Genomic DNA, 25,255 nt, shown 5'->3' on the forward strand with positions numbered 1-25,255 from the left:
GCGGGCCTTTGGATCGCCTAGCAGATCTTCAGCGCGAGGCGGGGCTGGCCGTCCTGACGCTCTCGCGCCCACCAAGATTGGTGGCCGCGGTGATGACCGCGCGCTCGATCTGGCGCAGCGCGTGCACCGCGGTGAGGAAGCGCCGGGTTTCGGGGCTGGTGGCGCCGCGGCCGTTGCCGTCCTGCTGCCGGGCCACCGTCTCGGCGGCGTCGAGTTCGTCGGTCGCCGAGACCACGGTCGGCGCGTGGCCGCCCTCGATCGCTTCCTGCAAGGCGTCGATGTTGCGTTGCGTCTGGGCCGCGGCCGCCGAAAACGCATGAGCCAGTTCCGAGGCCAGCGAGGGCGACCCGACGGGATCCCGATACTGCTCGGCGCTGCGCGCCAGGCTTCGGCCGTAGCGGTCGCAGGCGGTGAAGATCCGCAGCGCGCGCCGGATGCTGCGCCGGCCGGCAAGTCCGGCGACGCCGGCCAGCAACGGTTTGGCGGTGACCCGGAACTGCTGCAGGTCCCGGTCGAGCTGACGCGCCTGCTCCGACGGGCCGGCGCTGTCCTGGGCGCCGAACATGGTCGCGGTGGAGATCTCGATCAGGGCGGACAGGCTCGTCAAGAAGGCGCGGGTGTCGCTGCGGATCGCCGTTCTGGTGTTGGTCGGCAGCACCACGACCGCGACGGTCGCCCCGATGACGGCACCGATCGCGGTCTCTTCGATGCGCAGCATCAGCACGCCGAACGAGAACTGGCCGAGCAGTCCGTACAGCAGCGCCAGCATCGTGGTGATCCAGAAGGTCATCAGGCTGTACGTCACCGTCATGAAGTAGAAGGCGCAGAACAGGCACACGAAAATGCCGGCCAGCGCGGCGGTCTTGTGGCCGGTCAGCAGCGTGGCCACCAGCACGCCGCACGGCACGCCGAGCAGCGTCCCGAGCAGGCGTTGCCAGCCCTTGGTCAGGGTTTCACCCCAGGAGTTGGTGCCGGCGAAGATGACGAACGCCGCGATCACCGCCCAGTACCAGCGCGCCGGCGATACCAGCTCGCCGATGACGATCGCCAGGGATGCGGCGACCGATACCTGGATGGCCTGCCGGGTGGTCGGCCGCAGCCCAGTGGCCGCCTCTTCCTGGGCGGCCTCGTCGGGGACGGCGTCCTCGGGTTGCTGGGGACGCTCGCCGTCGCCGTCGTCGAGGGGCCGGCCGGTGGCCACCCGGTCGACGATCGCCCGCACGTCGGAAGTCGCCGACGCGGCGTTGATGATCGCCAGCGCGAGGCGGCGCACGGCCGCGCAGCCCTCGTCGTCGCGCGCGGGCTCGCGCCGCTCGTCGAGCAGCCGCTGCGCGAGGCCGGCGGCCCGGCGCAGCCCGTCGGGTTCGGGAAGCCGGATGGCCCGCGACAGTTGGGTGAGCGCGTCGACGAGCGCGGCCCGGGTGGGGGCGGGCATGGATTCGGGGTCCTCGCAAGCGATTTCGGCCGCGCGCCGGCCGGCGGTGGCGACCCATTCGATGGCCAGCTCCGCGTCCAGCAGCCAGGGTGCGAGTTGTTCGGCGGTGACGCCGGGCCACAGGGTGCCGGGGTCGGCCTTATCTTCGATCTGGCTCTGCACCATCAGGGCGGTCTCGTTGAGCCGGATGGTGCGGGCCCGCATGCGGCGCCGTCGCCGCTCGTCGAGGCGGCCCGTGCGCACCGCCTCGGCGGTGGTGTCGAGGACGATCGCCATCCGGGCCCGCAACGCCCGAATGGTGGCATTCAGCACCCGCTCGGGCCGATCGGGCATCAGGTAGGCGCTCATCACGTACGTGCACACGGTGCCCACCGCGACCGCCCCGATCATCCAGGGCAGTTCCGCGAGGCGGGCGTGTAGATACAGCGTGAAGAAGTAGGACATGAACGCGACCATGCCCAGCGCCCTGCCCCGCGCCCCGTAGCGCCGGATGTATGCGGCGGTGAATACGACGATCACGAAGACGGCGTCGCTGGCCACCGTGTGCGGCGCCAGCACCGCGGCGGCGGTGATGGACACCGCGGCGGGCAGGGGCAGCAGCGCCATCGTGATCCGTTGCTGGTGCGGGTCGGGTTCGTTGACGGAGCGGGACGCGACCATGGTGATGACGACGCCCAGCAGGGCGACGGTCAGCGGTTGTCCCGTCGCCCTGGTGAGGATGAAGAGCGCCAGCAGGGAAAGGCCGAGCGCGGCCGTCGTCCGGGTGGCCATTCGCAGCCGAAGCAAGCCAGGATCGGAGCCGATCACCCAGTTGCGGGCGCGTTCATAAAGAACAGCTATCGGAGACCGCCTCTCTTGCGCTTACTCAACATGGTTACCCGAATATCGGCACAAGCTAGTCTTCGACATCGTGACTCCGCCGATGCTCGCGAAGCTGGCTGACGGTCGTGACCTGCTGTTCTTCGCGCTGCCCGGGAATCGTCCGGCGCCGGTCCAGGACCGCAGGCCGCTGCCGGCGCGGGATCCCGCCGCGCAGTCGCAGTTGCGGTTCGACCGGTCCACCGGGCAGTGGGTGATCGTCGCGGCGCTGCGCCAGGACCGCACCTACAAGCCGCCACCGGAGGCGTGCCCGCTGTGCCCGGGCCCGACCGGACTGACCAGTGAGGTGCCCGCCCCCGACTACGACGTCGTGGTGTTCGAGAACCGATTTCCCAGCCTGTCCGGCGCGCTGCCGTCGTTGCCCGCCTCGGCGCCCGTGCCCGCGCAGGACGGCTTCGTGACCGCACCCGCCCACGGCCGCTGCGAGGTGATCTGCTTCTCCGCCGACCACACCGGGTCCGTCGCCCAGCTGGAGCCGGCGCACGCTCGGCTGGTCGTCAACGCGTGGCGGCATCGCACCGCCGACCTGATGGACAGGCCGGGCATCGAGCAGGTGTTCTGTTTCGAGAACCGCGGCGAGGAGATCGGGGTGACGTTGACTCATCCGCACGGGCAGATCTACGGCTACCCTTTTCTGACGCCGCGCACCGCAACCATGCTGGAGCAGGCTCGTCGACATCGAAACCGGCACGGCGGCAACCTGTTCGGCGATCTGCTGGCCCGCGAGGTCGCCGACGGCAGCCGCATCGTCGCGCGCAACGAGCTGTTCACCGCGTTCGTGCCGTTCGCGGCGCGCTGGCCGGTCGAGGTGCACATCTACCCGAACCGGTTCGTGCGCAACCTGACCGAACTCGACGAGGACGAGATGGATGCGTTCGTGGGCGTCTACCTCGACGTGCTCGGGCGGTTCGACCGAATGTATTCCACGCCGCTGCCCTACATTTCGGCGCTGCACCAGTACGCCGACACCGCGGCCCAGGCCGAGGGCTACTTCCACGTCGAACTGATGTCCATCCGGCGCAGCGCCACCAAGCTCAAGTACCTGGCGGCGTCCGAATCGGCGATGGACGCCTTCATCGGCGACGTCACGCCGGAAAGCGTAGCCCAGCGACTGCGGGAACTGCGATGACGATCCGCTACGCCGCACCGGGGCGGATCAACCTGATCGGCGAACACACCGACTACAACCTGGGTTTCGCGCTGCCCATCGCGTTACCGCGCCGCACCGTCGCGACGTTCACGCTCGCCGACGACGATGCGATCACCGTGGTCAGCGACCGCGCGGATGCCCCGGTGCGCGTCCGGATCGGCACCGCTCCCGGTGAGGTGACCGGCTGGGCGGCCTACGTGGCCGGGGTGGTGTGGGCGCTGCGCCAGGGCGGCCACCCGGTGCCCGGCGGCGCCATGTCGATCACCAGCGACGTGGAAATGGGATCGGGCCTGTCGTCCTCGGCGGCGCTGGAATGCGCGGCGCTGGGCGCGATCACCTCGGCCGCCGGCGTCCGCATCGACGTCAAGGAGCAGGCCCTACTGGCCCAGCGGGCCGAGAACGAGTATGTCGGTGCGCCAACGGGTTTGCTCGACCAGTTCGCCGCGCTCTTCGGCCGGGACACAACGGCGGTGCTGATCGACTTCGCCGACCTGACCGTCACGCCGGTGGTATTCGACCCGGAGTCCGCGGGCGTCGCGTTGCTGCTGATCGACTCCCGGGAGCGCCACAGCCACGCGGGCGGCGAGTACGCGGCACGGCGCGCGTCCTGCGAGCGGGCCGCCGCCGACATGTCGGCGTCGTCGCTGCGTGCGGCCGCCGATCGCGGGCCCGCCGACCTGTCGGCCGTGCGGGACCCCGTCGACGCCCGCCGCGCCCGTCACGTGCTCAGCGAAAATCGCCGAGTCATCGACTGCGTTGCGGCGCTGAAAAATTCGGACTACCCCGAAGCCGGGCGGATTTTCACCGCCTCGCACGCCTCCATGCGCGACGATTTCGAGATCACCACCGGACGCATCGACCTGATCGCCGACACCGCGGTGCGCGCGGGCGCGCTGGGGGCGCGGATGACCGGCGGCGGGTTCGGCGGCTGCGTGATCGCCCTGGTGCCGCTGGACCGCACCGAGAAGGTCGGCGAGGCGGTGCAGCGCGCCGCGATCGACGCCGGTTTCGAGCGGCCGACCGTCAGCCGGACCCGCGCGGCCGCGGGCGCGGGGCCGGTGTGAATGAACGAGCCCGCCGGTTTCGTCGAGGTTCGGGCATACGCCGAACTCAATGACTTCCTGGCGGCACCGTTGCGTGGGCGCACCGTGCGTCGCCCATTCCGGCCGCACCAGACCGTCAAAGATGTGTTGGAGGCGATGGGGATTCCGCACACCGAGGTCGACCTCATCGTGGTGAACGGGTCGGTCCGAGGGTTCGATTACCGCCCGGCCTTCGGTGACCGGATCGCCGCCTATCCGATGTTCGAAGCGCTCGACATCGGGCCAACCGCCAGGTTGCGGCCGGTGCCGCTGCGCAACCCGCGGTTCGTTGTCGACGTCAACCTCGGACGGCTGGCCTGGCTGCTTCGGCTGTTCGGGTTCGACGTGTGGTGGTCGAACGACGCCGATGACAAGACCCTGGCCGACATCAGCGCCGAGCAGCGGCGCATCTTGCTGACCCGTGACCGCGGCCTGTTGAAGCGGCGCACCATCACCCACGGTCTGTTCGTTCGCCCCGACGACCCCGAGGAGCAGGCAATCGCGGTCATCCGCCGGCTTGACCTTCGGGGGCGGCTCGCGCCGCTCACCCGGTGCATGCGCTGCAACGGAACCCTGGCTCCGGTGACCAAAGACGAGGTGATCGACCGGCTGGAGCCGCTGACCCGTGAGTATTACGACGATTTCAGCCGCTGCACCCACTGCGGCCGGATCTATTGGGCCGGGTCCCACCACGCCAAGTTGCTCGCCCTGATCGAAAGACTGCTCCGGCGGCTCTGATCGGCCGAACTTACCGACTCGGCAATTTTATTTGATTCTGCCGTGACCACTGGTCAGAAAATGTAACGTGAACCCCCATGGGGGTATCTCACTCCTGCATGTGCAGCACGGGTTTTCCCGTCCGGGCAGTAGCGATTGGTGTGCCATCGCTACCGATGCCTGCCGCCAATTTCATTGTCGTCGACGCGAAACGTTCACCGTGGCTTGGAATTTAGAAGGCCAAGCCGCAGCGATCGAGCGGGGGCTGGCCGGCGCCACCCCGCAATCCGCGGGCTGGTTCCGCTTCTACTTCGAAGGCCACCGCTGGGTGTGGTCCGACCAGGTTCAGCGCATGCACGGGTACGAACCGGGCACGGTGACACCCACCACCGAGCTGGTGCTGTCGCACAAGCATCCGGCTGATCGTCCCCAGGTGACCGACGGCATCAACGACATGATCAGGCGTCGTCAGGCGTTCTCCACGCGGCATCGCATCGTGGACACCGGCGGAATGATTCACCACGTCCTCGTGGTGGGCGACCCGTTCTGCGATGACAGCGGGAAGGTCGTCGGCACCCACGGCTTCTACATCGAAATCGCGCCGGCACCCGCCCGCGCGAGGGAGGACTCCATCAGCGCCAAGGTCGCCGAAATCGCCGGGCGCCGTGGCGTGATCGACCGCACCAAAGGCATGCTGATGCTGATCTACGGCATCGACGAGGACGCCGCGTTCAACATGCTCAAGACGCTGTCCCAGTCGGGGAACATGAAGCTCGGACTGCTCGCCCAACGGATCGCCGATGACTTCGCGGCGCTGGGCAAAGAGGTGATCACCGCGCGCTCGCGTTTCGACCAGCGGCTGCGTGAAGCGCACCTGCGGCCGCCCGGCACCGGTGACGACAACGGCTGAGCGGGTGAGGTTCTATTCCGCCGGACTCAACCGGACCGCACCCAGATGCAGCCGGTCGACCGCCTCGGCGAACTCATCGCGTGTCGGTATGCGTCGGTCGCGAAACTTCAGCCCGATCATGCGTTGTGCGCGCTGAACTCCGTAGGACTCGGCGCAGCGCAACAACAGATCCGAGACGACACCCCGGTCGCGGATCAGCTCACCCCGCATCGGCGTCGACTTGCCGTCGTACACCACCTGGACCGGCCCGCCGTCGCGGAAGTTCTGCTTCCACGGGTTGCCGGTCAGCGCGTAAAGCTGGCCGTCAATCAGGTGGGCGCTCAACGGAATTGAATACGGCCGTCCCGTCTTGCGCCCGGTGAAGCTCAACACCATGAACTGATTGCGGGCGAGGCCGGCCAGCGGACTGCGCAGCAGGAATCCCATTGCCGGATTGACCAGACGCATCAGCGCCGACGGTGGATGCCCGGCGTCCACCGCATACGACTGCTCTGTCATGCGTTCACCGTAGAGCCAACCGGGGTCGGAGGCCTAGAAACTCAGCCCGTGATGGTGGTCTTGTCGTCGATGACGCTGGTGGCGTCCATCAACGGGCCTTGATCGGCCTCCAGCCCGTCGGCGTTGAGCTGCAACACGTAAACCGCGCCCTGACTGGGGATTACCACCGTCTTCTGCGCGATGACGCGGGTCTGACCGCCCCGCTGATACGTTCCGCCAACCTGCCAGGCCTGGAAACCACCGAGCGTGGACGCGGAACCGTCACCGCCGCCCTGGTATCCGGGCAGGTTCTGCACCTCGCCCGGCGCGAACTGGATGAGCTTGGCCGGGTCGACGTTGCCGGTCAGCCTGGAGAACAGCGCCGAGACGGTGGGCGGATCCGAGGGGTTGGCGGGCTGACTCTGCACGATGCCGCCGTAGGAGGTGCCCGAGCTCTGGCTGAGCTGCCAGCCCTCGGGCACCGGCAGGTCGACGTTGGGGCCCGGATCGCCGTGGTGCACCGGCGTTTCGGAGATGTTGTTGTCCTTCACGTAGTCGGCGATGGTGTATTTGGCTTTCGCCGCCGGCGGCGCGCTCGTTTGCGACGACGTTGCTGAGCCCGTCGACGTCGTCGTCGAAGTGGACGTCGACGATTTTTCCCCGGATTTGTGGCCTTGGCCGCAACCGACGAGCGCTAAACTCAGCGCCACGGAAATGGTTGCTAGCGTCAAATGTTTCATCTATCCAATCTCCCGAAAATCGGGCCGGTACCAGCGCCAGCCGTGCTGGGCATGACAGTAACCGAAATAGCTCGCTACTTTGCCAGTATGTTTTGGACTTTTTGCCGGCTCCGCCGTGGTCCGCCAATCGTTATCCAATTCGTCGGCCAAAACGCCACACGAATACGCCGTTATGCAGTTGTTTTCCAGTATTAGACAGGTATGCGGTCGCGACGGGCCCTCATTGCGGTCATCGCGGCGTCGGCCGTCTTCATGGTCTTCGTCGCGGCGGCCCCGCCGAGGGGATACGACGGTCCGCCCGTGTTCGTGGCCAATCCTGTCGACCACGTCGCGACCCTCATCGGCACCGGGACGGGCGGCGAGACGGTCGGGGAGATCAACAACTTCCCGGGTGCCACCGTGCCCTTCGGGATGGTGCAGTACTCGCCGGACACCATCGGCAACTACGCCGGCTACAACTACGACAACCCGGGCGCAACCGGATTCAGCATGACCCACGCCTCGGTGGGATGCGCTGCCTTTGGCGACATCTCGATGCTGCCGGTTACGGGCGAAGTAGGCCCGCAACCCTGGAACGCCACCGAGCGGATCGCCCACGACGACACCGAGCAGGGCGTGCCCGGCTACTACACGGTGCGCTTTCCCGGCACCGGGGTGAAGGCGGAACTCACCGCCACCGCGCACACGGGCGTCGGGCGTTTCAGCTACCCGGGCAACGGACGGCCCGCGCTGTTCCAGGTGCGCTCCGGCTCGTCGCTGGCGGGCAACTCCCGCGCGACCATCCAGATCGGGGAGGACAACACCACCATCACCGGCTGGGCCACCAGCGGCGGATTCTGCGACAAGCCGAACGCCTACACCGTGTACTTCGCGATGAAGTTCAGCCAGCCCTTCACCGCGTACGGATCCTGGGACGGCAGTGCGGTTTACGCCGGCGCCCGCAGCGCGAACGCGCCGTACAGCGGTGGGTATGTGGAGTTCCCGCCCGGCTCGACGCTGCAGGTGCGCACCGCGATCTCCTACGTCGGCATCGAGGGTGCGCGGGCGAACCTGGCGGCCGAGGGCGCGGCGGGCTTCGACGACGTGCGCGGGGCGGCGTCGAGGGAATGGAACGCCGCGCTGTCGCGCGTGTCGGTCGCCGGCCGCAACGCCGACGATCTGACCACCTTCTACACCTCCCTGTATCGATCGCTGTTGCACCCCAACATGTTCAACGACGCCGACGGGCGCTACGTCGGGTTCGACGGCTCCATCCACACGGTGGCCGCCGGCCATACGCAATACGCCAACTTCTCCGACTGGGACACCTACCGATGCCTGGCGGCGCTGCAGGCGTTGCTGTTTCCGGAGCGGGCCGGCGACATGGCCCAATCGCTGGTGAACGACGCCGAGCAGAGCGGCGCGCTGCCCCGGTGGGCGTTCGCCAACGCCGCGACCGGCGAGATGAGCGGGGACAGCGTGGTACCGCTGATCGTGAACCTGAATACCTTCGGCGCCAACGACTTCGACACCAAAACGGCGTTGCGCTACATGGTGGACGGGGCGAGGCAAGGCGGTGTGGGCCTGGCCGGTTATGTGGAGCGCCGCGGCATCGCCACCTACCAACGACTGGGCTATGCGCCGTTCACGCTGGAGTTCGGCCGCAACGGCTGGATCGCCGACGCGTCCATCACGCTCGAGTGGTCGGTGGACGACTTCGCCATTTCCCGATTCGCCGACTCGCTGGGCGACGCAGCGACCGCGGCCGACTTCGCGAACCGGGCGCAGTACTGGCAGAACCTGTTCAACCCGACCACCCGATACATCCTGCCGCGCAGCTGGACCGGCTACTTCCGGCGCGGTCCCGGGTTCGTGGTGGCCCCGGACAACTTCGGTCAGGTGGGGTACGACGAGGGCAACGCCGAACAGTACGTCTGGTCGGTGCCGCACAATGTCGCGGGGCTGGTGACCGCGCTCGGCGGACGCGCGGCCGTGGCCGATCGGCTCGACCATTTCACCGAGAAGCTCAACGTCGGGCCCAACCAGCCCTACCTGTGGGCCGGCAACGAGCCGAGTTTCGGTGTGCCGTGGCTGTACAACTACATCGGTCAACCGTGGAAGGCGCAGCGCACGGTCGACCGGGTGCGCGGGCTCTTCGCTCCCACCGCCGACGGCGAGCCGGGCAACGACGACCTGGGGTCGCTGGCCAGCTGGTACGTGTGGGCCGCGCTGGGCCTGTACCCGGCCACCCCCGGAACGCCGATCCTGACCGTGGGCGCGCCGCTATTCGACCGCATCGAAATCGCTTTGCCCGCAGACAAATCCATCCGTATCGCCGCCCCGGGCGCCTCCGGACCGCACCACCTCAAATACATCAGCGGCCTGAAGGTCGACGGCCAGGCCACCGACCGCACCTCGCTGCCCCAGTCGATCATCCGCACCGGCGGCACGCTGGCCTTCTCGCTGGCCGCCTATCCCGACAAGCGTTGGGGCACCGCCGAAGCGGATGCGCCGCCGTCGTTCGGGGCGGGCAGTTCGGCGGTCGCCGTCAATGTCGATCAACCCGTCGTCACGATCGCGCCCGGGCACACGGGCACCGTCACCCTCGACGCGCAACGCATGACCGACGGCCCCGACGGCTACGCCATCACGGGCGTCTCGTCGGACGTCGGGATCGGTGTGAAGCCGGCGTCGGGTCGACTCGCCGCCGACGGATCGGCCAGCGTCACCGTCCCGATCACCGTCGCGCAGTCGGTGCCCGAGGACTATTACCTGGTGTCTTTGACCACTGCGGTCGGCCAAAGCGTGCGCACCTCAACGGTTTTCGTGGTCGCGCAGAACGAATCCGAGAACTAGGCCCTCAGACCATCTCGTTGGTGGTCAGCCACCGCATCACCGGCCACCCGACGAACACCGGTAGCCAGCAGGTCAGCATCCGGTACAGCAGGACCGACGGCACGCCGACGGCCGCCGGCACGCCGAACGCGGCCAGGCCACCGATCAGCGCCGCCTCGACCGCCCCGACACCGCCGGGCGTGGGCGCCGCGGACGCCAGCGTGCCGCCGACCATGGTGACCACCGTGACGGCGACGAAAGTCGTTCCACCACCGAAGGCCTCGATGCTGGCCCACAACGCCAGCGCCGCGCCGAGGGTGGTGCCCGCACACCCCAGCAGGATCAGGGCCAGGCGTCGCGGTTCGCGGGCCAGCTTGACCAGATCGGTCACCACCTCGTTCAGCTTCGGGCGCACCTCGGTCGCCAGCCACTTGCGCAGCGTGGGCACGAACAGGAACGCGCCGACGATGCCCAGCGCGACCCCCGCGATCAGGTACAGCAGCGTCGCGCTCGGGACGAAATGCCGCAGGTTCATCGAGGCGCCGGCCGCGGCGCTGAACAACACCAGCAACGCCAGATGCGCGATCACCTGTACCGACTGCTGCAGTGCCACCGCCGCGGTCGCCCGCATCGCCGACAGGCCGCTCTTCTGCAAGAACCGGGTACTCAGCGCCAGCCCGCCGACGCCCGCGGGGGTGGTGGTCGCGGCAAAAGTGTTGGCCACCTGGGCGATTGACAGCGTCCAGAAGTTCACCATGCCGTCGGCACACGCCCACAACGCGGCGGCCGCACCGACGTAGGTCAGCGCCGACACCAGCAGGCCCAGCAGCGCCCACCACCAGTTCGCGGTTTTCAGCTGGGAGAAGAACGTCGGTGCCGTGCTGATGAAGGGGTACGCCACATAGACCAGTGCGCCGAAGAGCACCAGCTGGACGATCTGGCTGCGGGTGAACCTGGTGATGGTCTGCGGCTTGATCTGATCGGCGCCGGTCTGGCGCTTGACCTCGGCCCGAGCGCCGGAGATGACGGCACCGGCGTCGGGTACCGACCGCCGAATGGATCGCGGCACAGCGACTTTCGTGAGCCGGCGGGATGCGCTCAGAATGGTGTCCTTGCCGAACACGTCGATCGCCGCGCTCACCGCGGACTTCGGCTCGTAGAGGGCGGAGGCGGTCACCAGCAGCTGGGCGATGTCGGCTTGAAGCTGGGCGTCGGTCGCCCCGTATTCGGCGTTGCCGAACCCACCGAACATCACGGTGTCGTCCTCCACGGTGATGTGGTGGCTGCGCAGGTCACCGTGGGCGATCTGGCGGTCGTTGAGGACTCGCAGCGATTCCCACAGCCGCCCAACGGGGGTCGTCGTCGCGCATTCGTCGATGGGCGTCCCGGCAGGGGGCCGGTGCGAGTAGAGCATCCAGCCCCGGTTCAGCGGGGCGACGGCGACCGTCGCCGTATTGGCCAGGCCCGCCTCACCGATGGCGATCGCCATCAACGCGCGGTGCTCCACGGCCCGGCGCATGGAGGTCACCAGGGGTGCGGTCTCGGCGTCGCGCAGCCGCAGCTTTCCCCACAGCTGGCGCAGCGCGCCGCCGCTGCGTTGGTGGGGGCTGTACAGCTCGATCAACGCCGTCTCCCCGAGATGTTCGCCGTCGGCCGACAGGATCAGGGGGCCGCGTCCGGCGGGCCGGACCACGGTGAGCCGCGAGACGGCGAAGCCGCCTTTGGCCAGCGCACGCACCGTGGCCTCCAGCGGCACCTCGAGCGCGGGGGTGCCGACTACGAGCACCACCAGCGCGCCGACGACCCACCCCACCGCCAGGCCCACCAACGAGCGCGCCGGGACGATGGCACTGACCACCAGATGGATGGGGACGAAGGCCAGCAGCAGCGCCCACCACCAGCGCCGCCAGCGCGCGGGCAGCCACGGGCCCGAGACCGTCAGCACCGCCGCCAGCATCCCGATCCACCGAGGGTCATCGAGGAATTGCGCCGGAACCGTGCTGAGCCGATCGTGAACGTCGAAGTGCCATCGTGGTGACGCGATGCCGCTGGCGCTGATCGACAACAAGAGGATCGCACTGAACCCCGCGGCGGCGTAGGCGCCCAGCAGTTTCCACTGCCCGGCGACGATCAGGCCGATGAGGATCACGAATGGCAAAGCCACGATCGCAAATCCGTACACGAGGTACACCACGTCGGATTGCGTCGGTGACAAGACGCCGACGATCTGCGAAACGGATTTCTCCAGCGCAATCCATTGCGGGCGGGTGATCACCGAACCCGTGATCACCACCGCCAAGAACAGCAAGGCCAGCATCAGCCGCAGGATGTCGTTGGTCCGCCGGGTCAGCGGGTGCAGCAAGTTGCCGGAAACGACGATGTCGCGCCCTTCAACTCGCATGTACTAACGATCCTTCGGATTCGGCGCTGACACCGTGCTTTCGGCCTGCTAAGTGGTCCGCCGACAAGTTAACTCAAATACGCGGTCCGTTGACAGCTCCCACTCATGCGCCGCGCGTAGGGTCGGGTACGTAGGCGTGCTAGCGAATTTGGGAGGCACCGGCGTGGCCAGGACGGACAACGACAGCTGGGAGATCACCGAGAGCGTGGGGGCGACGGCGCTCGGCGTGGCGGCGGCCCGGGCCGCGGAAACCGAAAGCGAGAACCCGCTGATCAGCGACCCGTTCGCGCGGGTGTTCCTGCAGGCCGCCGGGGAAGGCATGTGGGACTGGTTCGCGGCCCCCAATCTGCCCGCACAGATCGCTGAGATCGATCCGGACCTCAAGCCGCGGATGCAGGGCATGGTCGACTACATGGCCGCGCGGACGGCCTTCTTCGACCAGTTCTTCCTCGACGCCACCGGCGCGGGCGTGCGGCAGGTGGTGATCCTGGCGGCGGGGCTGGACTCGCGGGCGTGGCGGCTGCCCTGGCCGGACGGCACCACGGTCTACGAGTTGGACCAGCCCCGGGTGCTGGACTTCAAAGCCTCGACGCTGCGCGACAAGGGCGCCCAGCCAACCTGCGAGCTGGTCAGCGTTCCGGTCGACCTGCGCCACGACTGGCCGTTCGCTTTGCAGCGGGCCGGATTTGACGCCGAAGCGCCCAGCGTGTGGTCGGCCGAGGGGCTGTTGCCGTTTCTGCCGGCGGCCGCCCAGGAGCTGTTGTTCGAGCGGGTACAGGCTCTCGGCGCGCCGGGCAGCCGCATCGCCGTGGAGGCGCCCGGCCCCGACTTCCTCGACGAGGGCGCCCGCGACCGGCAGCGCCAGACCATGCAGCGGGTGCGCGACCTGATGGCCGAACTGGAGCCCGACCGCGACATTCCCGACGTGCAAGACCTCTGGTACTTCGAGGAACGCGAAGACGTGGGGGACTGGCTGGCCCGGCACGGCTGGGACGTGACGGTCACCCCGGCGCCGGAGCTGATGGCCGGCTACGACCGCAGACCACCACAAGACATCGACCACGCCACGCCGCAGACGCGGTTCGTGGCGGCGCAGCGCAACGGAAGGGACTGAGGATGGCGAGGACCGACAACGACAGCTGGGAGATCACCGAAAGCGTGGGGGCCACCGCGCTGGGGGTCGCTTCGGCCCGCGCGGCGGAGACCCGCAACGAAAACCCGTTGATCACAGACCCATTCGCTCAGGTGTTCCTCGACGCCGCGGGCGACGGCGTGTGGAATTGGCACTCCGGGGGCCAGCTGCCGGACGAGGTCGTCGAGGCCGAACCGACGTTGCCGCTGCAGATGCAGTCGATGGTCGGCTACATGGCTTCGCGCACAGCGTTTTTCGACAAGTTCTTCCTCGACGCCGCCGGTGCGGGCATCCGCCAGGCGGTGATCTTGGCGGCCGGCCTGGACGCGCGGTCCTGGCGGTTGCCCTGGCCGGCGGGCATCACGGTCTACGAGCTCGACCAGACCCGGGTGCTGGATTTCAAGGCCGCCACGTTGGCCGAGCACGGGGCGCAACCCGCCTGCAACCGGGTCGCGGTGCCGGTGGACCTGCGCCAGGATTGGCCGGCCGCGTTGCGGCAGGCGGGTTTTGACGCCTCCGCGCCCAGCGTCTGGTCGGCCGAGGGGCTGATGCCCTATCTGCCCGCCGCCGCACAGGACCTGCTGTTCGACCGCATTCAGGGGCTGACCGTTCCCGGCAGCCGGGTCGCCGTGGAGGCGCTGGGCCCGACGTTCCTCGACCCGCAGTTCCGCGCCAAGCGCCGTGAGCGGATGGACCGGATCCGCGGCCTGATGGCCGGCGTGGATCCGGACCGCGAGCTGCCCCGGACCGACGAGCTCTGGTATTTCGAGGAACGCGAGGATGTCGGCGAATGGTTCGGTCGGCACGGCTGGGACGTGACGGTGACGCCGGCCGACGAGCTGATGGCCGGCTACGGGCGCGCGGCGCCCGAGGAGGTCCGGGACTACGTGCCCGGGAATCTGTTTGTGGCGGCGCAACGCTCGGCGAATTAGCCGCCCCGCAAAGACTCGGAAAGATTTGCGACACGCCGGTGGTCTGACCACCTGACTGGCCGTTGGCCAGCCACACTGGCCGCATGGCGCTGCAGCCGGTAATTCGCCGATCGGTGCCCGAAGCGGTTTTCGATCAAATCGCGACCGACGTGCTCAGCGGCGAGATGCAGCCCGGCTCGCCGCTGCCCAGCGAGCGCAGGCTGGCGGAGGTCTTCGGGGTGTCCCGCCCCGCCGTACGCGAGGCGCTCAAGCGGCTTTCGGCGGCCAGCCTGGTCGAGGTGCGCCAGGGCGGCGTCACGACCGTGCGGGATTTCCGCCAGCACGCCGGCCTTGATCTGCTGCCCCAGTTGTTGTTTCGACAGGGCGAACTCGACGCGAGCGTTTTCCGCAGCATCCTCGAGACCAGGCTGCGCATCGGCCCGAAGGTCGCGGAATTGGCGGCCGAACAACACGGCCCCGAACTGGCTGCGCTGCTCCAAGATTCGCTGCGCCGAATGGAGGCGTCGCAGAGCCCGGCCGAGTGGCATCGTGACACTCTCGCATTCTGGGACCACATGGTCGACAGCTCCGGCTCGATCGTATTCCGGTTGATGTACAACCCTTTCCGCGCGGCGTATGAGCGGGCGCTGAGCGCCCTGGCCGCCGGGATGAATGCAGAGGCCAACCGCACGGACGCGTACCGGAAGCTGGCCGAGGCGATCTGCGCCGGAGATGCGGCCGAAGCGGGCAAATCAGCCCGGGACGTCCTCGAACTCGCCAACTCCACGATGATCGCCGCGCTCGAACGGCGGGAGACGCGGCGATGAGCACCCACACCGTGATCGCCACGTATCTCCGCGGCCAGCTCCAGCCCGGGATCGAAGCGGTCGGCGGCTTCTTCCGGACCTGCGCGCTGACCGGCAAGGCGCTGTTCCGGCGGCCCTTTCAGTGGCGCGAGACAATCGAGCAGGGCTGGTTCATCACCAGCGTCTCGCTGCTGCCCACCCTCGCGGTCGCGATTCCGCTCACCGTGCTGATCATCTTCACGCTCAACATCCTGCTGGCGGAGTTCGGCGCCGCCGACATTTCCGGCGCCGGTGCGGCTTTGGGCGCGGTGACGCAGCTGGGCCCGCTGACCACCGTGCTGGTGATCGCCGGCGCCGGATCCACGGCCATCTGCGCCGACCTGGGCGCGCGCACCATCCGCGAGGAGATCGATGCTCTGGAGGTGCTCGGCATCGACCCGATCCACCGGCTGGTGGTGCCCCGCGTCGTCGCCGCGACGATCGTCGCCACCCTGCTCAACGGCGCGGTGATCACCATCGGCCTGGTCGGCGGATTCGTGTTCGGTGTTTTCATCCAACACATTTCGGCGGGCGCCTACGTAGGCACCCTCACCTTGATCACCGGCCTGCCCGAGGTGGTCATCTCGGTGGTCAAGTCGGCCGTCTTCGGAACGATCGCCGGGCTGGTCGGCTGCTACCGCGGGCTGACCACGAAGGGCGGCCCCAAGGGCGTCGGGACCGCCGTCAACGAGACGCTGGTGCTGTGCGTGATCGCGCTGTTCGCCGTCAACGTGGTGCTGACCACAATCGGCGTGCGGTTCGGGACGGGCCGCTGACATGGCGACCGGAGCAGTACTGCGCGCCCGCCACCCGCGAATGGCCGTCAACCTCAACCGCTATGGCGGCGGTACCGCCCGAAGGCTCTGGCGGATCGGCATTTTCGCGAGATTCGCCCGGATCAGCGTCGGGCAGATCGGGTGGGCGCTGCGCCATTACCGACGGGAGACGTTGCGGCTCGTCGCCGAGATCGGCATGGGCACCGGCGCGATGGCCGTCGTCGGCGGCACCGTCGCGATCATCGGGTTCGTGACGCTGTCCGGCGGATCGCTGATCGCCATCCAGGGCTTCGCGTCGCTGGGCAACATCGGCGTCGAGGCGTTCACCGGATTCTTCGCCGCGCTGGCCAACACACGCATCGCCGCGCCGATCGTCGCCGGGGTCACGCTGGCCGCGACGGTCGGTGCCGGCGCAACCGCCCAGCTGGGTGCCATGCGGATCAGCGAGGAGATCGACGCGCTGGAAGTCATGGGCATCAAATCGATTTCGTTTCTGGTCTCCACCCGGATCCTGGGTGGCCTCGGGGTGATCGTGCCGCTGTACGCCCTGGCCCTCGACATGGCTTTCACGTCGGGCCAGGTCGTCACGACGGTGTTCTACGGCCAGTCGAACGGCACCTACGAGCACTACTTCCGCACCTTTCTGCGCCCCGAGGACGTCGGCTGGTCGGTGCTGGAGGTCGTCATCATCGCGGTGGTGGTGATGATCACCCATTGCTACTACGGCTATACCGCCAGCGGCGGCCCGGTCGGCGTCGGCCAGGCGGTTGGTCGATCGATGCGATTCTCACTGGTGTCGGTGGTGGTCGTGGTCCTGCTCGCGCAGTTGGCGCTCTACGGCGTCGACCCGAACTTCAACCTGACGGTGTAACGGCCATGACGACGCCGGTGCCGCGGATGGGGCGACGCGCGTGGGTGTACGTCGAGGGCGTCATCCTGCTGTTGGTCTGCGGACTGGTTTTGACGCTGGTGTACCTGCAGTTTCGCGGGGACTTCACACCCAAGACCGAGCTGACGATGGTCGCCACCCGGGCGGGCCTGGTGATGGATCCGGGATCCAAGGTTACCTACAACGGGGTCGAGATCGGCCGGGTGGCCGCCATCTCGGAGATCGAACGGGACGGCGCCCCGGCGGCCGAGCTGATGTTGGATGTCGATCCGCGCTACATCAGGTTGATACCGGCGAACGTGACGGCCAACATCGAGGCGGCCACGCTGTTCGGCAACAAGTACGTGTCGTTGATGGCGCCGGAAAACGCGTCGCGGCAGCGGATCTCGCCACAGGATGTGATCGACGCGCGGTCGGTGACCACCGAATTCAACACGCTGTTCGAGACGGTCACCTCGATAGCCGAGAAAGTAAGTCCGATCGAGCTCAACGCGACGTTGTCCGCGCTGGCGCAGGCGCTGGACGGGCTGGGCGGCAAATTCGGCGACTCCATCATCAACGGCAATGAGATTCTGGCGCAGTTGAATCCGCGAATGCCGCAGATCCGATACGACCTGCGGCGCCTGACGGACCTGGCCCGGGTATACACCAAGGCCTCGCCCGACCTGTGGGAGTTCCTGAGCAACGCGGTGACCACCGCGCGGACCCTGACCCGCCAACAGGGCGACCTGGACGCCGCGCTGCTGGCGGCGGTGGGCGTGGGCCATAACGGCGAAGACATCTTCGCCAACGGCGGGCCGTATCTGGCGCGGGGGGCCGCTGACCTGGTGCCCACCGCCGACCTGCTCGACACCTACAGCCCCGAATTGTTCTGCATGATCCGCAATTTCCACGACGCCGCCCCGGAGGTCGCGAAAGCGGCCGGCGGCAACGGCTATTCATTGGCGGCGGCCGGATCGATCATCGGTGCGCCCAATCCCTATGTCTACCCGGACAATCTGCCGCGGGTGAACGCGCACGGCGGCCCCGGCGGACGGCCGGGCTGCTGGCAGAAGATCACCCGGGATCTGTGGCCCGCGCCGTATCTGGTGATGGACACCGGCGCCAGCCTGGCGCCCTACAACCACCTCGAAGTCGGCCAGCCGCTGGCCACCGAATTCGTCTGGGGTCGCCAGTACGGGGAGAACACGATCAACCCATGAAGATCACCAGTACCGCAGTCAAACTCGGCGTCGTCTGGGCCGTGCTGGCGTTGTTCACCGTGATGATCATCGTCGTGTTCGGTCAGGTGCGGTTCGATCGCACCACCGGGTACTCCGCGGTGTTCACCGACGCGAGCGGGCTGCGGCCCGGGCAGTTCGTGCGCGCGTCCGGCGTCGAGGTGGGCAAGGTCTCCAAGGTGACGTTGACCGACGGGGACACACGGGTGTTGGTGGAGTTCAACGTGGACCGGACGCTGCCGCTGGACCAGGCCACGACCGCGTCGATCCGCTACCTCAACCTGATCGGTGACCGCTACCTGGAGCTCAAGCACGGCGCGAGCGGCCGACTGCTGCCAGCGGGTGGCGAGATCCCCGTCGAGCGCACCCAGCCGGCGCTGGACCTCGACGCGCTGATCGGCGGATTCCGGCCGCTGTTCAAGGCATTGGACCCCAACAAGGTGAACAGCATCGCCCAGTCGATCATCACGGTGTTTCAGGGACAGGGCGCCACCATCAGCGACATCCTCGACCAGACCGCGTCCCTGACCGCGGCGCTGGCCGACCGCGACAAGGCGATCGGCGAGGTGATCAACAACCTGAACACCGTGCTGGCCACGACCGTCAAGCACGAGAAGGAGTTCGACCGAACGGTCGACAAGCTGGAGCTGCTGATCACCGGCTTGAAGAACCGGGCCGATCCGCTGGCCGCGGCGGCGGCGCACATCAGCGACGCGGCCGGAACGTTCGCGGGTCTGCTGAGCGAGGACCGGCCAGCACTACACGGCACCCTCGGACACCTCGAGGCCATCCAGCAGTCACTCATCAACGACCTGCCGACCCTGGACAACGTGCTGGAGAAGCTGCCGGGCGCGTTCCGCGTCATCGGCCGGGCCGGCGGCATCTACGGCGACTTCTACAACTTCTACCTGTGTGACATCTCGATCAAAGTCAATGGATTACAGCCCGGCGGTCCGGTGCGCACGATCAAGCTTTTCGGACAGCCGACCGGGAGGTGCACGCCGCAATGAGAACGCTGACGGAGTTCAACCGCACCCGCGTCGGCCTGATGGGCACGCTGGTGACGCTGCTCATTATCGGTGTGGGACAGAGCTTCACCAGCGTGCCGATGCTGTTCGCCACGCCGACCTACTACGCGCAATTCGGCGACACCGGGGGCATCAACGTCGGCGACAAGGTGGAAATCGCCGGGGTGAACGTGGGATTGGTGAGCTCGCTGGTGATCCGCGGCGACCGGGTCCTGGTCGGCTTCTCGATGCCCGGCAAGACGATCGGGACGCAGAGCCGTGCCGCGATCCGCACCGATACCTTCCTCGGCCGCAAAAACATGGCGATCCAGCCGCGCGGCTCGGATCGATTGCGGCCCAACGGGATAATTCCGTCGGCCCAGACCACCACGCCCTACCAGATCTACGACGCGTTCGTCGATGTCACGAAGGCGGCGACGGACTGGAACATCGACGTGGTCAAACGGTCGCTGAACGTGTTGTCGGAAACGTTCGACCAGACCGCGCCGCACCTGAAGGCCGCCCTCGACGGCGTGGCGAAATTCTCCGGCACCATCGGTCATCGCGACGACCAGATCAAGCAACTGCTGACGAACGCCGACAAGATCACCCGGGTGCTCGGCGACCGAAGCCCACAGGTCGACGGCCTCCTGGTCAACGCCAACACCCTGCTGACCGCGTTCCGGCAGCGCAGCCAGGCGCTGAGCATTCTGCTGAGCAACGTGTCGGCGGTGTCGACGCAGGTGTCCGGATTCATCAAGGAGAACCCCAACGCGCACCATGTGCTACAGGAATTGGGCACGGTCAGCGACGAGCTGGTCAAGCGCAAGAAGGAGCTTTCCGATGTGCTGGTGCTGGTCAGCAGGTACACCGCATCCCTGACCGAAGCGGTCGCGTCCGGACCGTTCTTCAAGGCGATCGTGGCGAATCTGCTTCCCTACCAAGTCCTTCAGCCGTGGGTCGACGCGGCATTCAAGAAGCGGGGCATCGACCCGGAGAACTTCTGGCGCAGCGCCGGACTGCCGGCGTTCCGCTGGCCCGACCCCAACGGCACCCGGCTGCCCAATGGCGCACCACCGCCCGCGCCGCCGGTGCTGGAGGGCACCCCGGACCACCCTGGGCCGGCCGTCCCGCCGGGATCGCCGTGTTCGTACACCTCGGCCGCCGACGCCCCGCCGCGGCCCGGAAATCCATTGCCGTGCGCGCTTTCCGATCAAGGCCCCTTCGGCCCGGTGTCCGGCGGTTTCCCAGCCCCGCTCGACGTCGAGGCGTCGCAGCCCAACCCCGACGGGCCGCCGCCGACCCCCGGCGTCCCGAGCGCGGGTCGCCCGGGTGAGGCCCCGCCTGACGTTCCCGGCACCCCGGTGCCGCTCCCGGCGCACGCCCCACCGGGCGCACGTACCGAGAACCTGCGGCCGGCCGGCCCGACAGGACCGAGGGGGTAGCGACCGATGAGCACCATCTTCGACATCCACAACCTGCGCTTGCCCAAGGTGTCGGCCCGCGTGTTGGTGGTCGCGGCGCTGGCGGCGGTCTTCGTCTTCATCGCGGCCGCCGCCGGAGTTCAGATCTACCGAAAACTCACCACGACCACCGTCGTCGCGTACTTCTCCGAGACCCTCGCGCTCTACCCGGGCGACAGGGTTCAGATCATGGGAGTGCGGGTCGGTTCGATCGACAAGATCGAGCCGGCTGGGGACAAGATGCGAGTCACGTTGCACTACAACAACAAATACCGGGTGCCCGCAAAGGCCACCGCGTCGGTCCTCAACCCCAGCCTGGTGGCCTCGCGCACCATCCAGTTGTCACCGCCGTATACCGGCGGCCCGGTCCTGCACGACGGCGACGTCATCCCGATCGAGCGCACCCAGGTGCCCGTCGAGTGGGATCAGCTGCGCGACTCCATCAACGGGATCCTGCGGCAGCTCGGCCCGACACCCCGGCAGCCGGCGGGGCCGTTCGGCGACGTCATCGAATCGGCCGCCGACAACCTGGCCGGCAAGGGCAAGCAGGTCAACGACACCCTGAACAGCTTGTCGCAGGCACTGACCGCGCTCAACGAGGGCCGAGGGGACTTCGTCGCCATCACCAAGAGCCTGGCCGAGTTCGTCACCGCGCTCTATCAGCACAAGCAACAGTTCGTCGCGCTCAACGACAACCTGGCCCAGTTCACCGACTGGTTCACCAAATCCGATCACCAGGTGGCTGACACCATCACCCACCTCGACGACGTACTCGATGCGGCCCGAAAGTTCCTCAACGACAACGGGTCCGCCCTGACCCATGATGTCGACAACCTCGGCGACGTGACCACCACGATCCTGCAACCCGAGCCGCGGAATGGCCTGGAAACCGCCCTACACGTGCTGCCCACGTTTGCCGGCAACTTCAACAACCTCTACCAGCCCGCACACAGCTCACTGGTGGGCTTGTTCGTGTTTCCCAACTTCGCCAACCCCATCCACTTCCTGTGCAGCGCCATCCAGGCCGGTAGCCGGCTGGGCTATCAGGATTCGGCCGAACTGTGCGCGCAGTATCTGGCCCCGGTGCTCGACGCCATCAAGTTCAACTACCCACCGGCCAGCCTGAACCTGTTCAACTCCGCCGCCACCCTGCCCAAGGAAGTGGCGTATTCCGAAGCGCGGCTGCAACCGCCGCCCGGATACAAAGACACCACCGTCCCGGGGATCTTTTCGCGCGACACGCCCTTCTCGCATGGCAACCACGAGCCGGGGTGGGTGGTCGCGCCCGGGATGCAGGGCACGCAGGTCCAGCCGTTCACCGCCGACATGCTCACGCCCGAATCGCTGACCGAGCTGATGGGCGGCCAAGACGCCGCACCACCCCCGCCGGGGACCACCTCTGCCGGACCGCCGAACGCCTACGATGAGTCGAATCCGGCGGCCCCGCCGTGGTTTTCGCAGCCCGCACGGCCGGGACCGGGCCAGTGACGCGCCGGACGATCGGGGCCGCCCGCCGCGCATTGGTGGTCCTGCTGACCGCGGCGATGTTGACGTCCTGCAATTGGCGGGGCATCGCCGACGTGCCGCTGCCGGTCGGCCACGGCACCGGTGCCGATCACATGACGATCTACGTGCAGATGCCGGACACGCTGGCGTTGAACACCAACAGCCGCGTCAGGGTCGCCGACGTATGGGTCGGCACGGTGCGCGCCATCACCCTGAAGAACTGGATCGCGACGCTGCGGCTGGATCTCGATCCCGGCGTGCAGCTCCCGGTGAATGCGACCGCGAAGATCGGCCAGACCAGCCTGCTGGGCACCCAGCACATCGAGCTGGCCGCGCCGAAAAACCCGTCCGCGCAACGCCTGAAGAGTGGCGACACGATCCCCCTGAGGGATTCCTCGGCCTATCCCACCGTCGAGCGGACGCTGGCCAGCGTCGCGGTGATCCTCAATGGCGGCGGCATCGCGAACCTCGACGCGATCCAGACCGAGGTCGTCAACATCCTCGACGGTCACGCCGAGCAGATCCGCGAATTCCTCGGGCGGCTGGACACTTTCATCACCGAATTGAGCCGCCAACGCGATGACCTCACCGGTGCGATCGATTCGAGCAACGAACTCCTGACCATCTTCGCAAACCGCAGGGACACGCTGGACCGGGTCCTGACCGAAATCCCGCCGCTGATCCAGCATTTCGCCGATACCCGTGAACTGTTCGCCGACGCCACCGAATCCCTGGGCCGGTTCAGCAGCGCCGCCAACCGGGCGCTGGCCGATACCCGGCTCAACCTCTACCGGAGCCTGCTCTCGCTGCAACGACCGTTGGGCCAACTCGTCCCGGCCTCCCCGTTCGTGGCCGGCGCGCTGAAATTGGGTTTCACCGCGCCGTTCAACATCGACGACGTCAACCAGGTGATCCGCGGTGACTACGTCAACGTCTCCGCCGCGCTCGACCTGACACTGTCCATGATCGACAACACGATGCTCACCGGTACCGGACTTTCGGGCGCATTGCGCGCGCTCGAGCAGTCGTGGGGACGGGATCCGAACACCATGATCCCGGATGTCCGCTACACGCCGAACCCGAACGACGCCCCCGGCGGGCCGCTGGTGGAAAGGGGTGAATGAAAGATGTTGCCCCGCATGATCAAAACCCAGCTGGTGCTGCTGACGGCCGTCGCGGTGGCCGCGGTGGTGGTACTTGGCTGGTACTACCTGCGGATACCGAGCCTGGTCGGCGTCGGTCGTTACACCCTCTATGCCGAGCTGCCGCAGTCCGGGGGCCTGTATCGAACGGCCAATGTCACCTATCGGGGAATCACGATCGGCAAGGTCACCGGTGTCGAACCGACCGAGCGCGGCGCCCGCGCGACGATGAGTATCGAGGACGCCTATCAGATACCGGCCGACGCGGCGGCCAATGTGCATTCGGTATCCGCGGTGGGCGAGCAGTACGTCGACCTGGTATCGACCGCCAACGGCGGTCCGTACCTGGGGGATGGCCAGACGATCCGCAAGAGCACGGTGCCCAGCCAGATCGGTCCCGCACTGGATGCCGCCAACCGTGGATTGGTGGTGCTGCCCAAAGACAAGGTCGCGTCGCTGCTCTACGAGGCGTCGCAGGCCGTCGGCGGGCTGGGGCCGTCGCTTCGGCGCCTGGTGGATGCCACCCAGGCGATCGCGCACGACTTCCGGGGCAGCATCGGCGACGTCGACGACATCATCGGACGTTCGGCGCCCATCATCGACAGTCAGGCGGATTCCGCTGACACGATTGGGCGTTGGGCCGCCAACCTGAACACCTTGGCCGCGCAGACGGCGCAGCAAGATCGCTTGGTGCGCAGCATTCTGGCCAACGCGGCGCCGACGGCCGCGCAGGTGAACGCCACCTTCGGCGGGGTGCGGGAATCGTTGCCGCAGACGCTGGCCAATCTCGAGGTCGTGATCGACATGCTCAAGCGCTATCACAACGGCGTCGAGCAGGCGCTGGTGTTCCTGCCGCAGTCGGGGGCGATCGCCCAGTCGGTGACCGCGCAATCGCCGGGCCAGGCCGGGCTCGGTGTCGGCGCCATATCGCTCAACCAGCCACCACCGTGCCTTACCGGTTTCCTGCCGGCGTCGCAGTGGCGCGCGCCGGCGGATACCAGCACCGCGCCGCTGCCGGCCGGCACCTACTGCAAGATCCCGATGGATGCGACGAATGTCGTTCGCGGAGCCCGCAATTACCCGTGCGTGGATGCACCGGGCAAGCGGGCGGCGACGCCGCGGGAGTGCCGCAGCACCGAACCCTACGTGCCCGCCGGCACCAACCCCTGGTACGGCGACCCCGATCAGATATTGACCTGCCCCGCACCGAGCGCGCGGTGTGACCAGCCCGTGAAGCCGGGCCTGGTGATCCCGGCACCGTCGGTCAACAACGGCCTCAATCCGTTGCCCGCCAACCAGCTGCCCGGCACACCACCGCCGATCAGCGATCCGCTGCAGCGGCCGGGATCGGGCACCGTGTTGTGCAATGGGCAGCAGCCGAACCCGTGCACGTACACCCCCAGCGCGCCGCCCACAGCGCTCTACGACGTGCGCAGCGGCATGGTCGTGGGGCCCGACGGTGTGGTGTATTCGGTTGAGAATTCGGCCAATATCGGCGACGAGGGCTGGAAGAAGATGCTGGGGCCTGCGGGCTGAGGGGGCGGACGGCCTCCAACGGTCAGTGGCGGCGGTGCGGGTTGGGCTGTCGACCCCGATTTCCGCGACGCAGGGCTAGCGGGTAGGGTGAACTAATTACTTTGTACCCCAATGTGTTTGAGATGCGATGCGTTGCCCGTAGGGGCGCTAGTTGTTTGTCGGTGGTGGTTGGGGTTGGAAGGGTGTATACCACCACCAGTCGGCGCGCTCGCCGGTCGGTCCC

The 25,255-nt window shown here is 67.8% G+C and carries 21 protein-coding genes; 16 read left to right on the forward strand and 5 right to left on the reverse strand.

The window, feature by feature from the left end; translation table 11 throughout:
* Positions 1-28: 28 nt before the first annotated feature.
* The gene (locus tag A5732_RS12585) at positions 29-2,242 is read right to left on the reverse strand and encodes an FUSC family protein (RefSeq protein ID WP_076102349.1); all 2,214 of its coding nucleotides are present in this window, start codon (positions 2,240-2,242) and stop codon (positions 29-31) included.
* Positions 2,243-2,357: 115 nt separating this feature from the next.
* Between A5732_RS12585 and galT the strand changes: the two genes are divergently transcribed.
* The 4 genes from galT (at position 2,358) to A5732_RS12605 (ending at position 6,173) form a co-directional block, all read left to right on the forward strand.
* Entirely contained in the window at positions 2,358-3,443 is a 1,086-nt protein-coding gene (galT, locus tag A5732_RS12590) for a galactose-1-phosphate uridylyltransferase (protein WP_076102350.1), read from the forward strand.
* Complete coding sequence (locus tag A5732_RS12595; protein ID WP_076050844.1) at positions 3,440-4,528, forward strand: galactokinase; 1,089 nt, start codon at positions 3,440-3,442, stop codon at positions 4,526-4,528. The genes galT and A5732_RS12595 overlap by 4 nt, the downstream gene beginning before the upstream one ends.
* The gene (locus tag A5732_RS12600; RefSeq protein WP_076050843.1) at positions 4,529-5,284 is read left to right on the forward strand and encodes a Mut7-C RNAse domain-containing protein; all 756 of its coding nucleotides are present in this window, start codon (positions 4,529-4,531) and stop codon (positions 5,282-5,284) included. It abuts the gene before it with no gap.
* Between the two features lie 199 nt (positions 5,285-5,483).
* Positions 5,484-6,173 carry a PAS and ANTAR domain-containing protein gene (locus A5732_RS12605; protein ID WP_076050842.1) on the forward strand — a complete coding sequence of 230 codons (690 nt, stop codon included), beginning with the start codon at positions 5,484-5,486 and terminating at the stop codon, positions 6,171-6,173.
* Between the two features lie 12 nt (positions 6,174-6,185).
* On the opposite strand, the gene A5732_RS12610 is transcribed toward A5732_RS12605, so the two are convergent.
* Together A5732_RS12610 and A5732_RS12615 are read right to left on the reverse strand one after the other, a co-directional pair.
* A complete protein-coding gene (locus tag A5732_RS12610; protein ID WP_076050841.1) occupies positions 6,186-6,671 on the reverse strand; it encodes a hypothetical protein in 486 nt (161 codons plus the stop codon).
* A gap of 41 nt (positions 6,672-6,712) precedes the next feature.
* The gene (locus A5732_RS12615) at positions 6,713-7,390 is read right to left on the reverse strand and encodes an LpqN/LpqT family lipoprotein (RefSeq protein WP_076050840.1); all 678 of its coding nucleotides are present in this window, start codon (positions 7,388-7,390) and stop codon (positions 6,713-6,715) included.
* 201 nt (positions 7,391-7,591) lie between these two features.
* Between A5732_RS12615 and A5732_RS12620 the strand changes: the two genes are divergently transcribed.
* The gene (locus tag A5732_RS12620) at positions 7,592-10,225 is read left to right on the forward strand and encodes a GH92 family glycosyl hydrolase (RefSeq protein WP_076102351.1); all 2,634 of its coding nucleotides are present in this window, start codon (positions 7,592-7,594) and stop codon (positions 10,223-10,225) included.
* 4 nt (positions 10,226-10,229) lie between these two features.
* Here the strand turns inward: A5732_RS12620 and A5732_RS12625 are convergent, their stop codons facing one another.
* Positions 10,230-12,605: a lysylphosphatidylglycerol synthase transmembrane domain-containing protein gene (locus tag A5732_RS12625; RefSeq protein WP_076050839.1), complete on the reverse strand. Its 2,376-nt coding sequence runs from the start codon at positions 12,603-12,605 to the stop codon at positions 10,230-10,232.
* Positions 12,606-12,768: 163 nt separating this feature from the next.
* Between A5732_RS12625 and A5732_RS12630 the strand changes: the two genes are divergently transcribed.
* The 11 genes from A5732_RS12630 (at position 12,769) to A5732_RS12680 (ending at position 25,032) form a co-directional block, all read left to right on the forward strand.
* Positions 12,769-13,719: a class I SAM-dependent methyltransferase gene (locus A5732_RS12630; RefSeq protein WP_076102352.1), complete on the forward strand. Its 951-nt coding sequence runs from the start codon at positions 12,769-12,771 to the stop codon at positions 13,717-13,719.
* A gap of 2 nt (positions 13,720-13,721) precedes the next feature.
* Positions 13,722-14,669, forward strand: a complete 948-nt coding sequence (locus A5732_RS12635; RefSeq protein ID WP_076102353.1) for a class I SAM-dependent methyltransferase — start codon at positions 13,722-13,724, stop codon at positions 14,667-14,669.
* 83 nt (positions 14,670-14,752) lie between these two features.
* Complete coding sequence (locus A5732_RS12640; RefSeq protein ID WP_076102354.1) at positions 14,753-15,475, forward strand: FadR/GntR family transcriptional regulator; 723 nt, start codon at positions 14,753-14,755, stop codon at positions 15,473-15,475.
* The gene (locus tag A5732_RS12645; protein ID WP_076102355.1) at positions 15,472-16,269 is read left to right on the forward strand and encodes an MlaE family ABC transporter permease; all 798 of its coding nucleotides are present in this window, start codon (positions 15,472-15,474) and stop codon (positions 16,267-16,269) included. Before A5732_RS12640 ends, A5732_RS12645 begins: the two co-directional genes overlap by 4 nt.
* Position 16,270: 1 nt before the next feature.
* Positions 16,271-17,140, forward strand: coding sequence for an ABC transporter permease (locus tag A5732_RS12650; protein ID WP_076102356.1), 870 nt, complete (start codon positions 16,271-16,273; stop codon positions 17,138-17,140).
* A gap of 5 nt (positions 17,141-17,145) precedes the next feature.
* A complete protein-coding gene (locus tag A5732_RS12655; protein ID WP_076102357.1) occupies positions 17,146-18,360 on the forward strand; it encodes an MCE family protein in 1,215 nt (404 codons plus the stop codon).
* Positions 18,357-19,388: an MCE family protein gene (locus tag A5732_RS12660; protein WP_076050833.1), complete on the forward strand. Its 1,032-nt coding sequence runs from the start codon at positions 18,357-18,359 to the stop codon at positions 19,386-19,388. The genes A5732_RS12655 and A5732_RS12660 overlap by 4 nt, the downstream gene beginning before the upstream one ends.
* A complete protein-coding gene (locus tag A5732_RS12665) occupies positions 19,385-20,830 on the forward strand; it encodes a virulence factor Mce family protein (protein WP_076050832.1) in 1,446 nt (481 codons plus the stop codon). Before A5732_RS12660 ends, A5732_RS12665 begins: the two co-directional genes overlap by 4 nt.
* A 6-nt stretch (positions 20,831-20,836) precedes the next feature.
* Positions 20,837-22,336, forward strand: coding sequence for a virulence factor Mce family protein (locus A5732_RS12670; protein WP_076102358.1), 1,500 nt, complete (start codon positions 20,837-20,839; stop codon positions 22,334-22,336).
* A 56-nt stretch (positions 22,337-22,392) separates the two neighbouring features.
* Positions 22,393-23,478, forward strand: coding sequence for a virulence factor Mce family protein (locus A5732_RS12675; RefSeq protein ID WP_216351577.1), 1,086 nt, complete (start codon positions 22,393-22,395; stop codon positions 23,476-23,478).
* Between the two features lie 3 nt (positions 23,479-23,481).
* A complete protein-coding gene (locus A5732_RS12680) occupies positions 23,482-25,032 on the forward strand; it encodes an MCE family protein (RefSeq protein WP_076102360.1) in 1,551 nt (516 codons plus the stop codon).
* 147 nt (positions 25,033-25,179) lie between these two features.
* Here A5732_RS12680 and A5732_RS27605 read toward each other — a convergent pair.
* The coding region (locus A5732_RS27605; RefSeq protein ID WP_249266670.1) for a hypothetical protein at positions 25,180-25,255 on the reverse strand (76 nt) is incomplete at its 5' end.

This window comes from Mycobacterium colombiense, from assembly GCF_001953985.1.
GTDB lineage: Bacteria > Actinomycetota > Actinomycetes > Mycobacteriales > Mycobacteriaceae > Mycobacterium > Mycobacterium colombiense_B.